General features: G+C 35.5%; 10 protein-coding genes. 6 read left to right on the forward strand and 4 right to left on the reverse strand.

The annotated features are described in order from the left end of the window. Positions 1-3,986 (reverse strand): beta strand repeat-containing protein (locus tag JS605_RS14220; protein WP_203258395.1); only part of this gene is annotated, 3,986 nt, incomplete at its 3' end. A gap of 1,032 nt (positions 3,987-5,018) precedes the next feature. On the opposite strand from JS605_RS14220, the gene JS605_RS14225 reads away from it, so the two are divergent. The 4 genes from JS605_RS14225 to JS605_RS14240 all read left to right on the forward strand — a co-directional run bounded on the left by JS605_RS14225 (position 5,019) and on the right by JS605_RS14240 (position 9,240). Continuing rightward, positions 5,019-5,504 carry a SixA phosphatase family protein gene (locus tag JS605_RS14225; RefSeq protein WP_203258396.1) on the forward strand — a complete coding sequence of 162 codons (486 nt, stop codon included), beginning with the start codon at positions 5,019-5,021 and terminating at the stop codon, positions 5,502-5,504. 138 nt (positions 5,505-5,642) lie between these two features. Next, positions 5,643-7,706 carry a polyphosphate kinase 1 gene (gene ppk1 / locus JS605_RS14230; RefSeq protein ID WP_203258397.1) on the forward strand — a complete coding sequence of 688 codons (2,064 nt, stop codon included), beginning with the start codon at positions 5,643-5,645 and terminating at the stop codon, positions 7,704-7,706. A gap of 1 nt (position 7,707) precedes the next feature. Then, positions 7,708-8,613, forward strand: coding sequence for a Ppx/GppA phosphatase family protein (locus JS605_RS14235; protein WP_203258398.1), 906 nt, complete (start codon positions 7,708-7,710; stop codon positions 8,611-8,613). Positions 8,614-8,712: 99 nt separating this feature from the next. Then, positions 8,713-9,240: a porin family protein gene (locus JS605_RS14240; protein WP_203258399.1), complete on the forward strand. Its 528-nt coding sequence runs from the start codon at positions 8,713-8,715 to the stop codon at positions 9,238-9,240. Here JS605_RS14240 and miaE read toward each other — a convergent pair. Genes miaE through JS605_RS14255 form a run of 3 tightly spaced genes read right to left on the reverse strand, consistent with a single transcriptional unit; the run spans position 9,237 to position 12,110 of the window. Then, complete coding sequence (miaE, locus tag JS605_RS14245; protein ID WP_203258400.1) at positions 9,237-9,818, reverse strand: tRNA-(ms[2]io[6]A)-hydroxylase; 582 nt, start codon at positions 9,816-9,818, stop codon at positions 9,237-9,239. The genes JS605_RS14240 and miaE overlap by 4 nt on opposite strands. After that, positions 9,805-10,368 (reverse strand): hypothetical protein, encoded by a 564-nt coding sequence (locus JS605_RS14250; protein WP_203258401.1) that lies wholly within the window; start codon positions 10,366-10,368, stop codon positions 9,805-9,807. The genes miaE and JS605_RS14250 overlap by 14 nt, the downstream gene beginning before the upstream one ends. 2 nt (positions 10,369-10,370) lie before the next feature. Next, on the reverse strand, positions 10,371-12,110 hold the full coding sequence (locus JS605_RS14255) for a DNA polymerase III subunit gamma/tau (protein ID WP_203258402.1): 1,740 nt from the start codon (positions 12,108-12,110) through the stop codon (positions 10,371-10,373). A 219-nt stretch (positions 12,111-12,329) separates the two neighbouring features. Between JS605_RS14255 and JS605_RS14260 the strand changes: the two genes are divergently transcribed. Next, positions 12,330-12,989 (forward strand): hypothetical protein, encoded by a 660-nt coding sequence (locus JS605_RS14260; RefSeq protein WP_203258403.1) that lies wholly within the window; start codon positions 12,330-12,332, stop codon positions 12,987-12,989. Between the two features lie 324 nt (positions 12,990-13,313). Continuing rightward, positions 13,314-15,599: an aminotransferase class III-fold pyridoxal phosphate-dependent enzyme gene (locus tag JS605_RS14265; protein WP_203258404.1), complete on the forward strand. Its 2,286-nt coding sequence runs from the start codon at positions 13,314-13,316 to the stop codon at positions 15,597-15,599. Positions 15,600-15,716 lie beyond the last annotated feature (117 nt).

The raw sequence follows: 15,716 nt of genomic DNA on the forward strand, positions 1-15,716 counted from the left end.
TCCTCGTTATCTGTTACCGTTACGTCAAAGCTACAGGTAGCGGTGTTCCCGGCAGCATCAGTAACTTCGAAGGTATTAGTTGTAGTTCCTACTGGGAATAAAGAACCAGAAGGTAATCCAGCAATTTGAGTAGTTGTTACTGTTCCCGAAGCATTATTATCTGTACCCACCGGCGCGGTATATGTTACCACGGCACCATCCGTACCTCCATCAACATTTACGTTAATAGGCGCGGGACAGGTAATGGTCGGGTCCTCGTTATCTGTTACCGTTACGTCAAAGCTACAGGTGGCTGTGTTACCGGCAGCATCAGTAACTTCGAAGGTATTAGTTGTAGTTCCTACTGGGAATAAAGAACCAGAAGGTAATCCAGCAATCTGTGTTGTTGTTACCGTACCAGATGCGTTATTGTCAGTGCCCACCGGCGCGGTATATGTTACCACGGCACCATCCGTACCTCCATCAACATTTACGTTAATAGGCGTGGGACAGGTAATGGTCGGGTCCTCGTTATCTGTTACCGTTACGTCAAAGCTACAGGTAGCGGTGTTCCCGGCAGCATCAGTAACTTCGAAGGTATTAGTTGTAGTTCCTACTGGGAATAAAGAACCAGAAGGTAATCCAGCAATCTGTGTTGTTGTTACCGTACCAGATGCGTTATTGTCAGTGCCCACCGGCGCGGTATATGTTACCACGGCACCATCCGTACCTCCATCAACATTTACGTTAATAGGCGCGGGACAGTTTATCGTTGGGTCCTCGTTATCTGTTACCGTTACGTCAAAGCTACAGGTGGCTGTGTTACCGGCAGCATCAGTAACTTCGAAGGTATTAGTTGTAGTTCCTACTGGGAATAAAGAACCAGAAGGTAATCCAGCAATTTGAGTAGTTGTTACTGTTCCCGAAGCATTATTATCTGTACCCACCGGCGCGGTATATGTTACCACGGCACCATCCGTACCTCCATCAACATTTACGTTAATAGGCGCGGGACAGTTTATCGTTGGGTCCTCGTTATCTGTTACCGTTACGTCAAAGCTACAGGTGGCTGTGTTACCGGCAGCATCAGTAACTTCGAAGGTATTAGTTGTAGTTCCTACTGGGAATAAAGAACCAGAAGGTAATCCAGCAATCTGTGTTGTTGTTACCGTACCAGATGCGTTATTGTCAGTGCCCACCGGCGCGGTATATGTTACCACGGCACCATCCGTACCTCCATCAACATTTACGTTAATAGGCGCGGGACAGGTAATGGTCGGGTCCTCGTTATCTGTTACCGTTACGTCAAAGCTACAGGTAGCGGTGTTACCGGCAGCATCAGTAACTTCGAAGGTATTAGTTGTAGTTCCTACTGGGAATAAAGAACCAGAAGGTAATCCAGCAATTTGAGTAGTTGTTACTGTTCCCGAAGCATTATTATCTGTACCCACCGGCGCGGTATATGTTACCACGGCACCATCCGTACCTCCATCAACATTTACGTTAATAGGCGTGGGACAGGTAATGGTCGGGTCCTCGTTATCTGTTACCGTTACGTCAAAGCTACAGGTAGCGGTGTTACCGGCAGCATCAGTGACTTCGAAGGTATTAGTTGTAGTTCCTACTGGGAATAAAGAACCAGAAGGTAATCCAGCAATCTGTGTTGTTGAAGGATTTGGGCAATTATCTGTACCTGTAGGTGCAGTGTATGTTACTATGGCCCCATCTGTACCAGCGTCTACGTCTACGTTGATGGATGCAGGGCAACTGATCGTAGGGTCTTCGTCATCAGTTATTGTGACTGTTTGATTACAATTAGCTGTATTACCAGAATCGTCGGTTACAATCCAAGTAACTGTAGTATCTCCAGTTCCAAATTCAAAAGTAGCAGGATCAATGTCAGAGCCATTTACTTGAGCAACAACTGATGCTACAGAACAATTATCAGATGTAGTTGGAGATCCTAAATTTACAATTGTGGAACAATTACCAATACCGTCTTCCGAAGTATTAGCTGTTACATTGGATGAACAAGATATGGTTGGATCTGTAGTATCATTTATCGTTATTGTTTGTAAGACATTAATCGAGTTTCCACAATCATCGGTAACACTGTAAGTACGAGTTATAACTTCTGGGTTACTACCATTATCAGATGCATCAGAAACAAATGCTACGACAGGTGTTAAACCAGAATTGTCAGCTTCATCTGTAACTACATTAACATCTGGAGAGGGTAGATCTGAGATACATTGAATATTTACAGGACTTGGATTGCTAGCTGTTGGAGGTTCATTGATGTAATCTATGTAATCTATGTCAATAACGGCTGGAATAGGAATCGGTTCTCCAATACAAGGACCATCTGTTTCATAACCTTGAATTAAGTCTGCTACAAAAGATATGTTTGATATGGCACCAGTACCACTCATAGTACCATTTAAAGTAACAGTAGGATCAAAACTATTGTCTGCAAGTATCGCACAATCTCGAGTGACTGTTAGGGAAAAAGATATATCAGCTAAAACAAAATCTGGATCCGAAGGAATAGGTAAAGTTCCTAAATTCCAAACAATAGAGCCATTCGGTCCTATACTGCTATCATAAGTGGGCACATTGGGAGTTGAAAATGGTGGGTAAGTATTAAATACAATACTAAAGTTACTAGGATCGATAGAAGGAGGGACAGGAATTGTTAGAATAGTATTATCTATTGCTTCTGTTCCTGTATTTCTTATTTCAATATCGAAAATAGCATCTTCGCCGGGTTCTAAGGAGTCATTTGTAGGCCCTGGAGGGTTACCATTTATTGATGTATTTGTTAGTAAACCTTCAGGTTCAGGAACATAAGCATCAACAGCAAATGTTACATTGAAAATGATATATGTATCTAATGTAGTACCATATCTTAATGTTGTAGATGTCTGGTTATTGTCTATAAATTTATTGTCATCAGTTGGATTTGCATTATTATTACCGTTATCAATGTCAAACATTACAATGTCTAATCCAGTATTATTCAAAATACTTGGATTTCTTGTCCCAGCAGTAACAATAGATGAATTAAAAAAGTTGCCTGTAGTATTGCCTGAATGAGATAATCTTTCAAAAGTATTTGTATCTTGTCTTAGCATTTCAAAGTAATCCCCTGTCCAAGGAACATCTCCCTCACCGGCCATCAGTCCAATTTTTAAGTTGACATCTCCATTTTGAGTTGCATTAAATCCACTTATTGGGATTTCATGGCTAGCAATTCCACTAACAACATAAGCATGTCCATCAAAAACAGTTATATCTCTATACTTCATTTTTGAATTTTCATAAACAACTACCATTCCCCAGCCTCCATAGTACCCAGTACCATCTGTAGCACCTTCACGGGTAGCAACATCTGCAACAAAGTACTCACCTAAACCAAATTGTTGTACGTAAGACGTAATTTCAGCGTAAGCAGAATACATATTTCTGTCATCTCCATTAGTTGGGAATGCTATCTCACCATTTGCATTAAATTCAGTATAACCAGATGCTCCTGGCCCCCTCAATTTAACTTTTTGTTTGTCAAATGTAGTTGTCAATCCGCCTTTAGTAACTGTAAATGTTTGAGAATCTGTTTCCCCATCTCCAAATGCCCTACCAGACCAATACAAACCTGCATATACAATATTGGAACATTCAGGTATTGCCCCATTTTCAGTAGAAAAGGTTAATGTTGCAGATGACGAATTCATGGTTGTAGGGTCACTATCAACGTCAACATACTGCATGTCATTGTTGTTACCAGTACCATCTCCATAAACAGCCAACGTGAGATTGGTATTCCCTATCATGGAAAAATCACCCTTTACGGTATAGGATGTTTGTGTAGGCGTAGCACTAGAAGTTCTAGGTGTAAAAGGAACCCTAACTTGAGCGTAAATTGAACAGAAAGATAGCAACAGCACAAATATCATCAAGTGCTTTGATCGAATTTTCATTTCCGTTTTAGTATTGTAAAGTTTTTTCATTGTTTACAGAATTAGAATTCCTTGATTATGAGGGGATTTCAATTTTATAAAAAATCCTATAACGAGCACTGGAATTATTTTTTATGAAGTTTTTAATATCATTTGAATTACACTTAAAAAGACACTTTATATAGATGTACTTTAAGTGATTAAAACCTTTTAAACTATCTAGATCTAAAACAGTATTCAATTCGCTAAAATTGTTGAGCGTTATGTATATAAGTTCAACTTTATTAGCTTTACTGTTAAGATTATTTAATTTAGAAAATGAGTCTGATCCATTGAGTTTTATTTTAACGGGATCGTGTTTTTCATCATTGATTTTACTTATCTTGTTTTTTTCTAAGTAGATAGTAGGATGTAGCTTGAAAGCTAGCTCATAGAAATCATCTCTATTGTTTTTTTCTACTGATTTAGATTTGGACTTAGAAGTAGACTTATTGGTTGTTTTACCTATTTCAAAAATCCCTCTGTCCTGAGCAAACGAGCTCGAAAATAAGAACAGGAAAATTAAGAGTAAATAAAAATGGTTATTAGAAAAAAAGCTAGTGTTTCTCATGATGACGATATAGTTATCTTAATATATAATTCATTTTAATTTGTAATTATCAAACAAACTAAATAGACCAAACCAATCAATTTTGGCTTGAATGCAAAACAAAAATCGTAAAGTTTTTGAGGGAAAAACAGTTAGAAGTAAATGAAGCTGACACAGCCATTTTACTATTTGAAATTTGATTTGGGGTCATTTTCTCTTAGTTTGTAGGTCTTGCAAATAGACACATATCTTCAATGTTTTTCAAAAAAAAATGCCAAAACACTATTTTATTCGACGAAAAGATTCAGTTTTTTTAATAATCGGTATTATATACCATTCATCGGATAAAAGTGTTTTAAATTATTCAAAACCTGACATTTAACGATTCATGTTAATTTTTATTGGTTTAACTTCGGTTTAATTAAGCAAATAAATTGAATTTTATCGACAAAAACAACATTTTATCGATAAAAAACGCTTTTAATCGAGAGGTTATGAAAAAACTTATTTTGGTAAGACATGCTAAATCGTCCTGGGAATTTGATGTTATTGACCATGAAAGACCACTTAAAAAAAGAGGTATTGATGATGCTCATCTCATAGCATCAGAGCTAAAATTACAAAACATCAAACCAGACGGGGTGTTAGTAAGTGATGCGGAAAGAACCAAACTAACCGCTAAAATTATTTTGCCAGCACTTAATGTACCTGAAAACAAGATTTCATTTGAACATAAGTTATATGATTTTGCAGGAAGGGATTTGATAGATGTTATAAAGAGTTGTGATAATGCTGTTGATACTTTAATGGTGTTTGGACATAATCATGCTATTACCGCATGTGTTAATACTTATGGCGACAGGTATATTGATAATGTCCCTACTTGTGGTGTGGTAATTTTAGAATTCAATGTAAATGAATGGTCTAACATAAGTTCAGGAAAAAATGTATACACTCTTTTTCCAAGAGATTTAAAATAATTATGGTATGTAATTGTTATTTTAAGCGTTTATGTTTAACGTTTTCTGGGAGGTATAAGTTTAACTAAATTTTTATATACAGTAAGGGCTTATTTACCCTAAATGGAATATATTTGTTAGTGATATAACTTGATGAAAATGACAAAACCCGACCCTACTGAAAATAGGTATATAAATAGAGAAATTAGCTGGTTGCAGTTTAATGCACGTGTACTACAGGAAGCAACAGATGAAAGTGTTCCGTTAATTGAGAGGTTAAGGTTTCTTGGTATTTTTTCAAATAATCTAGATGAATTTTTTAAGGTAAGATATGCCACAGTAAAGCGTATTGTTGAAGCAGGCAAAGGAGGTAAAAACGAACTTGGAGGTATTAAAGCTAAAGAACTACTTGAAATTATTACTAAGATTGTAATTGATCAACAAGCTGAGAGTATTAGGGTGCTAGATGAAATAGATAAAGCACTGAAGGACGAGAATATTTTTGTGATAAATGAGTCTGAAATAGACGATAAGCAAAAAGAATTTATAAAGGACTACTACTTTCAAAATATAAGTACAGCTTTAGTTACCATTATATTGAATGATTTGGTTGTGCTTCCTAATTTGAAGGATAGTGCAGCATACTTAGCCGTAAAAATGCAAATGAATGATGGGTCGAAGCAATTTGCGCTTGTTGAAATTCCAAAAACAGTAGACCGTTTTGTTGTGCTTCCAAGAAGAGGGGATAAAAACTTCATCATAATGGTTGATGATTTGTTACGCTATTGTTTAGGAGATATTTTTAACATTTTTGATTATAAGTCTATTTCGGCACATATGATAAAAATCACCAGAGATGGAGAGTTGGATTTTGATAGTGATTTAAGTAAGAGCTTTATTGAAAAAATATCAGATAGTGTTAAGCACAGAGAAGTTGGTGAGCCTGTAAGATTTGTTTATGATAAAACGATAGATGTAGATACTCTCGAGTATCTTATGGAGAAAATGGGTATTGATAATACTGATAGTATAATACCAGGAGGGAGGTATCACAACAAGCGGGATTACATGGGCTTTCCAAGTCTAGGGATAAAGCATTTGCTTTATGATAAAATTTCTGCGTTACCAGTTAAAGGATTAAGTTTAGAAACCAGCATATTTGAAGCTATAGCTGCAAAAGATTACATGCTTCATACACCTTACCATACGTTTTCCTATGTTGTAAAGTTCTTAAGGGAGGCAGCTTTAGACCCTAAGGTAAAAACTATAAAAATTACCATTTACAGGTTAGCTCAAATATCACATGTTGCCAGTTCTTTGATAAATGCAGCCATTAATGGTAAAACAGTGACTGTATCTATCGAACTTCGAGCTAGGTTTGACGAAGAGGCCAATATCTATTATGCACAACAGATGAAAAAAGAAGGCGTAAACCTAATTTTCGGGGTGCCAGGACTTAAGGTTCATAGTAAGATGTGTGTCATCGAACGGGAAGAGGGGAAAAAGTTAAAGCGTTATGGTTTTATTAGTACTGGTAATTTCAATGAGTCTACAGCAAAAATATACACAGACTATACATTGTTTACTTCAAATCAACCCATATTAAAAGAGGTAAATAAAATATTTAATTTCTTCGAAGCTAATTATAGAGTCTATCAATACAAGCACTTAATAGTATCTCCCCATTATACAAAGAAAGCGTTCTTTAAACTTATAGATGAACAAATAAAACTTAGTAAAAGTGGAGATCAAGGTTATATAAGGCTAAAAATGAATAGTCTTTCGAGTTACGATATGGTAGATAAGCTTTATGAGGCTAGTAATGCAGGTGTGCAAATCGATATGATTGTGAGAGGACTCTGCTGCTTAATTCCCGGTATTAAGGGTATGAGCGAAAACATTAAAGTTATAAGCGTGGTAGACAAATTTTTAGAGCACCCCCGCGTTTACATGTTTGGCAAGGATGAAAATGTAAAAATATATATATCCTCAGCAGATTGGATGACAAGAAATATAGAGAATAGAGTAGAGGTAAGTTGCCCAATATACAATGAAGGTATAAAGCAAGAGATAATAGATAACTTTAATATATGTTGGAGTGATAATGTAAAAGCCAGGTTAATAAATACAGAAAATGAAAATGAATACCGCGTGGATGATAATTTTAAGGTAAGATCGCAAATAGCCCTGTATGATTATTATTTAGAAAAGTTAAAAAATTAGTATGCTTTCAATAAAAAAATATGCCGCTATAGATATTGGCTCCAATGCAGTGAGGCTGTTAATATCTAACGTTATAGAAGAAAAAGATAAGCCAGTTGTGTTTAAAAAGAACTCTTTAGTGAGGGTTCCCATTCGTTTAGGGGCAGATGTTTTTATAAAAGGGTGTATTTCAAAAGAGAATACCCAAAGAATGTTAGATACTATGTTGGCTTTTAAGTTACTCATGAAATCGCACAAGGTTGTAAAGTATAAGGCGTGTGCTACTTCCGCTATGCGAGAATCTAAAAATGGCAACGAAGTTGTTGATGCTGTTTTAGAACATGCAGGAATACGTATTGATGTTATTGATGGAGAAGAAGAGGCTGCCATCATAGCAGCCACAGATTTAAATAAGTTTATAGATCCTGAAAAAGTATACTTGTATGTAGATGTAGGAGGTGGTAGTACGGAATTTTCAGTAATTAGTAAAGGAGAACGTATTGTATCTCGTTCTTTTAAAATTGGTACCGTTCGTTTATTGAATGATATGGTTAAGAAAGAATCATGGTCGGATCTTAATCAATGGATAAAGGAGCATACAAGCCATTACGAAAAAATTAGTGTTATTGGCTCTGGAGGAAACATCAATAAGATATTTAAAGTCTCAGGAAAAGCATTGGGTAAACCGCTTACTTACTTTTACCTTACTACATATTATAACACGCTTCAAAGTTATTCTTATGAAGAAAGAATTACCGAACTTTCATTAAATCAAGATAGGGCAGATGTTATTATTCCGGCAATGCGCATATACTTATTTGCCATGAAATGGAGTGGAGCTAAACATATTTATGTACCTAAAATTGGACTTGCAGATGGTATCATAAAAAGTATTTACCATAATACGGTATCTAGTAATACACAGTAAAATTCTGCAATTCAACTACAATTTCTACTGAGTTTTAAATTTATAATATATATTCGTGGGCGTATATTAATACAAAATATAAACCCAAAACTATTAAAAATGAAAAGATTAGCATTCATAGCTTTTATACTTAGCCTATCATTTCAAGCATTTTCGCAATCAGGAACTTATGGTATTCGTGCTGGTTACACCATCTCTAATTTAGATTTTAAAGATGCTCCAAGTATGGATAACCAACATAGAAACAGTTTTTATATAGGTGCTTATGGCGATTTTAGATTATCTAATGCAATTTCTTTAGTACCAGAACTTCAATTTTCTCCTGAAGGTGCAAAAGCAGAAGTATTGCATTTAGATTTAATTCAGGTACCTGTATTTTTTAAATTTAGGCTGAATGAAAAATGGCGTTTAGGTGCTGGCCCACAAGTGGCTTTAAAATCCCATAAGACAGATGACGGCATAAAAAATTTCCATTACTCAGCAATTGGAGGTTTGGAATATAGATTGAATCAGATGGTTTTTGTGGATTTAAGATATAGCTACGGACTATCAAACATATTTGATGATAACTTAGGTGTAGAAGCTATAAACACTAATATACAACTAGGTATTGGTTATCAATTCTAACCGTGTATAGTTTCTGAAGTGCCTAAGTTAGACATAATTTTAGCTTCATAATCAAGAAGTTGCTGCCATTTGGTGTCAACTTCTTTTTTATTGCCGTATTGTCTCGCAAAGCCTAAAAACATAGTGTAATGGTTAGCTTCACTTACCATTAAGTTTCTATAGAAGGTACGTAGTTCTTCGTCTTCAAGTTCTTCGGATAATAATCTAAAACGCTCACAGCTTCTTGCTTCAATTAATGCTGCATAGAGCAATCTGTGCACTAATTGCGTGGTTCTACTACCTCCTTTTGGAAAAAACTTCATCAGTTGTATTACATATTCATCCTTTCTGTCTCTCCCTAAAGTCCAACCACGCTCAATAATCTTATCATGAACCATTTTAAAATGGCTAATTTCTTCTTTAACCAACGCTGTCATCTCTTGCACAAGATCGGTGTATTCTGGGAAGCTTACAATTAAAGAAATAGCAGTACTCGTTGCTTTTTGCTCACAAAATGCATGGTCGGTTAATATTTCTTCTATGTTTTTTTCAACAATATTAACCCAACGGGGGTCTGTTGGGAGTTTAAGTCCTAGCATCTTCTATTTTTTTAATCTTAGAATTTCCGTATTCATCAATACTTAATTCGTAGTATGCGTCTTGGTTATTTTGTGGGACGGTATTGGTGGTAATCAATACAACTTTATTTTCATATAGAGAAGCCATTTCATCTATACTAATCCCATTGTTTAGGTAAGATTTTACATCAATTTTTTGGTTATTGTAATACTCTGTAAACGCATTACTGAATACGTCTTTAAAAATTAGCTTATCGTCTTTGTAGACGGTAATTTCAGAATCTATTTGCCTTAGATATTGTGTTTCATTAATGTTAGCGGATTGAGACACTTCTACTAATCTGTTCATGTTTGTAAAATTTTTAATTTTTACACGATAGCCATTGCTTAAAATAGTGTCGGTTTCAACTTCAGCATAGGTTTTAGGGAAGTAATTAGTAAAGTCTGTTAATTTGGTATCATTTTTAAATTTTTCAACAGATTTTTTTAATGCATCATATTTTGTGGTTCTTCCATCGCAGCTAGAAAAAATTACAACTCCAGCTAGAAGTATTAAAAAGAAATATTTCATAATTATATATCTAAATCAAACGTTTTGCGAAGCGCTTCTATGGCAGCATTTTTCTCTTTTAGTTTCTCAAATTTTTCACGGGTGGTATAAGCGTATTTTTTACTTACTTGTTCGTTTACCGTGATGGAAAGGTTGATGTCAAAATTATTGAGGGATTTTCTTAAATATCCCATCAAATCATATTGTTGGCGCTCTAGTTCTACCTTATTGGTTTCGTTAGGGAATTCGAGATGTACAGTTGTGCCTTTAACTTTTGGTGTGTCTATAGCAAGAATTGAGGCTAAATTATGCTTGCCCTGTTTTTGGGTTTTTTCTGTAAAAGCTTTCCAGTGTGCAATCAACTCTTTTTCGGTAAACTCTTCTTTTGGTAGTTCTTTTTCATCAATAACCACCTCCATTTGTTTTATTTGATGTTCCTTTTTAGCACGAATACTACTTAAAGATAAACCAGAAGTGCGTTTTGTGTTTTGCTTTAACTCAATTTTTGGAGGAGTTTTTACCTGAAACTTCTCAATAACATCAGATGTGCCAGTAACAGGTTGGTTTTTAGGTGTATCCTCTACTACTGGGGTTTGCTCAACACGTTTTGGTGGTGTTTCGGGTTTAGAAACAGCTATTGGTGTAATGCCTTTTTTCTGAAAATAGGAGGCAGGAATTATGAAGTTTCTAGAATTTTTTTTTTCTCCATCAAAAGTGATAGAGGCAAGCTGCATGAGGCATAATTCAACTAATAAACGTTGATTTTTGCTGGTTTTGTATTTTAAATCGCATTCATTAGCGAGATGTATACCTTGAAGTAGAAACTCTTGAGATGCTTTTCTAGATTGTTCCAAATAGTTCTGTTTAATTTGATCTCCTACTTCTAAAAGCTCAATAGTACTTTCTGTTTTGCTTACCAATAGATCTCTAAAATGTGATGCTAAACCTGCGATGTAATGATGCCCATCAAAACCTTTTGCAAGCGTGGTGTTAAATTGAAGTAGTAACTCAGGTATTTTGTTCTCTAGAATTAGGTCGGTACTGGTAAAATACGTTTCGTAATCCAGTACATTTAGATTTTCGGTTACAGCCTGTCGGGTAAGGTTTTTACCTGAAAAGCTTACCACACGGTCAAAGATAGAAAGGGCGTCTCGCATAGCACCATCTGCCTTTTGTGCAATGATGTGCAATGCATCGTCTTCAGCTGTTATCCCTTGTTCTTCGGCAATATATTTTAGATATTCTTTAGCATCTTTTACCGTAATACGTTTAAAGTCAAAAATTTGACAACGCGATAAAATAGTAGGAATTATTTTGTGTTTCTCAGTGGTTGCTAAAATAAAAATACAATGCTTAGGCGGCTCTTCTAATGTTTTTAAAAATGCATTAAATGCTGCTTGCGAGAGCATATGTACCTCATCTATAATATACACTTTGTATTTTCCTACTTGTGGAGGAATACGCACTTGGTCGGTTAAGCTTCTAATATCGTCTACCGAGTTATTAGATGCTGCATCTAGCTCAAAAATATTGAAAGCGAAGTCTTCATCCTCTTTCTCAGTGCCGTCGCTGTTTATCATTTTAGCCAAAATACGGGCACAGGTAGTTTTACCTACACCACGTGGCCCTGTAAACAATAAGGCCTGTGCTAAATGATTGTTTTCTATGGCATTTAGTAGTGTATTAGTAATAGCCTGTTGTCCCACAACATCCTTAAAGGTTTGCGGGCGGTACTTACGGGCAGATACTACAAAGTGTTCCAATTTTGCTGAATTTATTTCAGCATCTCATGATGCCATTTACTAAAGTAAACAAATTTAATTATCTCAATTCAGAATTTAGAATTCAGAATTCAGAATTTGATAGGAGTTATTAACAAAACCCGAATATGCGTTTCTTGATTTTGTAGAAATTTTCAACTACCTTCGTTTAACCTCGGATACGAAAATAGTGCATATTCGAAATTGTTAGATAACAACTAAATGACTGCAAAAATCAAAATTGATAATTTACTAAAAAAATATTCGGATAGTTCTACTTTACGAGCTGGAGTGAATGCAATACCTTATATAGGAGGAGCTCTGGATGTTATTTTATCTTCTGGTATTCAGAAGAAATCTGAAGAAAGGTTTCTAAATTTCCTAAATGAACTTGAAACACAATTGAATAGAATTGATGAAGACAAATTAAATTATAACTATTTAGGATCAGAAGAGTTTTATGACCTTTTTCTACAGACTTCAAATTTGGCACTTAGAACACGATTACGTCAAAAAATCAAAGCGTATGCCAATATTTTAATATCTTTTGCAGTTTCAGAATATCAGAATGGTATAAAAGCTGAAGATGTGTTAAATATTATTGAGGGACTAACTGAAAACGATATCAAGCTAATTAAGGTAGTATCGGAATATTTGGAACTGGAAAATGTTGACAAGGTAAATTCTCGTAAAGTTTTTAGTTCTAGTTCTTTTTCTAAACTCGAAAAAGAATTTAAGGAGGAGTTTATATTATTTGGTCTTTTGCGATTATTAAAAAATAGTTTAATTATTAAGGAACACACTCAAAATGCTCCAATTTCTGAACAAGAATTCCAAATAACTCCCTTATTCAATATTGTCAAAGAATTTATATGTAAATAATTATGTTTATCTATTGATATAAATAATTACTTAGTCTGTTCTCATTAGAAATATCTTGAAGATTTTTCCTCTAGTTAGGTTATGCTTACTGAATTAATGGCTGAACCAAATAGTTTTTCAATATTCTAGATAATAAAACTGATTTTCCAAAAAAGACAAATGGTTTTAATTTAGAACTCAAGCCGATAAACGTGTCTGAGTTAAGTTTATCTACCCATCTATCTGCAGACAACCAAATTATCCACTTTATTACTGTTTTAAATTTCAAGAGTTGTATTTTTATCTCACATATATCTTAAATATAGATTTTAGGTTGCTGAAATTATGAATACTGCATTAAAACAATATATACAAGAGGTGTTTGGTATTACCGTAACGCAAGCAAAGCAACTTGATGGTTATGATAATTCTAATTATTTGATAGTTGCTGATAATACTAACTATATTTTTAAAACATACGGCTATACTACAGCATTGTTTGATTTAGTACAAGCAGAAAACGAAGCGCTCCTACATGTAGCTAAGTCTTTAAATACTAAATCTCCGCAACCATTAAAAGCAAAAAATGGAGCCTATGCTACACGAATGCCTGCAGAGAATGGCGATAAAATATGCCGCTTGCTAACCTATGTGGATGGCTCTTTTTTAGGGGATGTTACGCATACTGAACCTTTAATTACGGCTTTTGGAACGTTTTTAGCCAAACTAGATGTAGAGTTGCAATTGGTAAATAACTACACGATACAATCCAGAAGTTGGCCTTGGGACATTAAGTGTTTTGAGTTGAATAAAGCCTATATGGAGGCTATTCCTTTGGCTAAAGATAGGCATGTAGTGCTTTATTTTTTTCAGCAATTTGAGGCCATGGTGCGCCCACATTTTCCTGAGTTGCGGCAACAAATTATCCATAACGATGCTAACGAGTGGAACGTTTTGGTAACGGAACATGCTGTTTCTGGCATTATAGATTTTGGAGATATTGCCCAATCGTTTTTAATAAATGAAGTAGCAGTAGCGTTAACCTATGTTTGTTACGATAAAGAAGATCCGTTACGATGGGCAAGTGTATTTCTAAAAGCTTATCATAAGGTTTTACCGCTTAAACCCTTGGAAATTGAGTTACTGTATTACCTTATTGCAGCACGATTGTGTATTAGTGTTTGTAATTCGGCTTATGCAAAACAGGAAAATCCAACAAATACTTATGCATCTGTAAGTGAGGTTTCTGCCTGGGGTATGTTATACCGTTGGTTAGCCATTGGGCCTATAAAGGCTACCAATAGTTTTAAGGAGGCTGTTGGGTTTGAGTTAACTACACTATTACCAATTGATAAGGTTATTACTAGACGACACCAGCATATTAGCAGTATATTATCGATGAGTTATGATACGCCGATATATATGGAACGTTCGGCATTTCAGTATATGTATGCTAATGATGGTACCACGTTTTTAGATGCTTATAATAACATTCCACATGTGGGACATTCGCACCCTAAAGTAGTCGCTGCCGGACAGCAACAAATGGCTATTCTCAATACGAATACACGATACCTTTACGATAATTTGGCAAGTTATGCAGAGCGTTTGTTGTCTAAATTTCCACCCAGTTTAAATAAGGTGTTTTTTGTGAATTCTGGTAGTGCAGCGAGCGATTTGGCAATACGCATGGCTAAATTCCATACTGGAAAATCGCATGTTATGGTTGTGGAACAAGGGTACCATGGCAATACACAAACATCTATAGATATTAGCGATTATAAGTTTAATAACCCAAAAGGGCAAGGACAAAAGCCTTATATATTAAAAACAGCATTACCAGATGCTTACAAGGGTAAGTATGCTGGCGATAACGATACCATTGGGGCAAGTTATGCTAGCGATGCCCTTAATGATATGGAGCCTTTTAAGAACAATGTTGCAGCATTTATTGCAGAACCTATTGTAGGATGTGCAGGACAAGTTCCATTGGCTGATGGTTACTTAAAAGCGGTTTACCCAGCCATACGTAAGCAGGGAGGTGTGTGTATAAGTGATGAGGTGCAAACGGGCTTTGGTAGGCTTGGGAATTATTTTTGGGGATATGAAATGCATGGTGTTATACCAGATATGGTTGTTTTAGGGAAACCCATTGCGAATGGGCATCCCATGGGTGCTGTAGTATGTACAGACGAAATTGCGGCGTCTTTTGAAAAAGGGGTGGAGTTTTTTAGTTCGTTTGGCGGTAATCCTGTGTCTTGTGCCATTGCTGAAGCGGTTTTAGAGGTTATAGAGGAAGAGGAGCTACAACAAAATGCTAAGGAAACAGGAGATTATTATGCGTCTTTGTTTAGGGATTTGATGCATAAATATCCTTGTATTGGTGATGTAAGAGGTGCTGGTTTGTTTTTGGGTATTGAGATTGTGAAGGATGGTACTAAGCTACCCAATACGGATTTGGCACATCTCATTAAAAATGAATTGAAAGGTTTACATGTTTTGATTAGTACCGATGGGCAATTTGATAATGTACTTAAAACGAAACCTGCGCTTTGTTTTACTAAGGCTAATGCCAAAAGGGTTGTAGATACTATAGATAGGGTTTTGAAGGCGTATTATGAACATCTTTAAATTACCCCTCTAAATAATTACTTTCTTTTATGTTAAGGCTTAATGTTAGCAAGTGTGCCCGCGTTAAGGATTGAGGCATTTGTTGAAGCTCCCCGACGATAGGAGGGAGCGACTGCC

The sequence above is a fragment of the Hyunsoonleella ulvae genome (assembly GCF_016827605.1).
Taxonomy (GTDB): domain Bacteria; phylum Bacteroidota; class Bacteroidia; order Flavobacteriales; family Flavobacteriaceae; genus Jejuia; species Jejuia ulvae.

Excerpts from the sequence above, each read along its gene's own strand:
- JS605_RS14260 (WP_203258403.1), top strand. The coding sequence starts at position 12,330 with ATGACTGCAAAAATCAAAATTGATAATTTACTAAAAAAATATTCGGAT.
- JS605_RS14250 (WP_203258401.1), bottom strand. The coding sequence starts at position 10,368 with ATGAAATATTTCTTTTTAATACTTCTAGCTGGAGTTGTAATTTTTTCT.
- JS605_RS14265 (WP_203258404.1), top strand. The coding sequence starts at position 13,314 with ATGAATACTGCATTAAAACAATATATACAAGAGGTGTTTGGTATTACC.
- miaE (WP_203258400.1), bottom strand. The coding sequence starts at position 9,818 with ATGCTAGGACTTAAACTCCCAACAGACCCCCGTTGGGTTAATATTGTT.
- JS605_RS14225 (WP_203258396.1), top strand. The coding sequence starts at position 5,019 with ATGAAAAAACTTATTTTGGTAAGACATGCTAAATCGTCCTGGGAATTT.
- ppk1 (WP_203258397.1), top strand. The coding sequence starts at position 5,643 with ATGACAAAACCCGACCCTACTGAAAATAGGTATATAAATAGAGAAATT.
- JS605_RS14235 (WP_203258398.1), top strand. The coding sequence starts at position 7,708 with ATGCTTTCAATAAAAAAATATGCCGCTATAGATATTGGCTCCAATGCA.
- JS605_RS14240 (WP_203258399.1), top strand. The coding sequence starts at position 8,713 with ATGAAAAGATTAGCATTCATAGCTTTTATACTTAGCCTATCATTTCAA.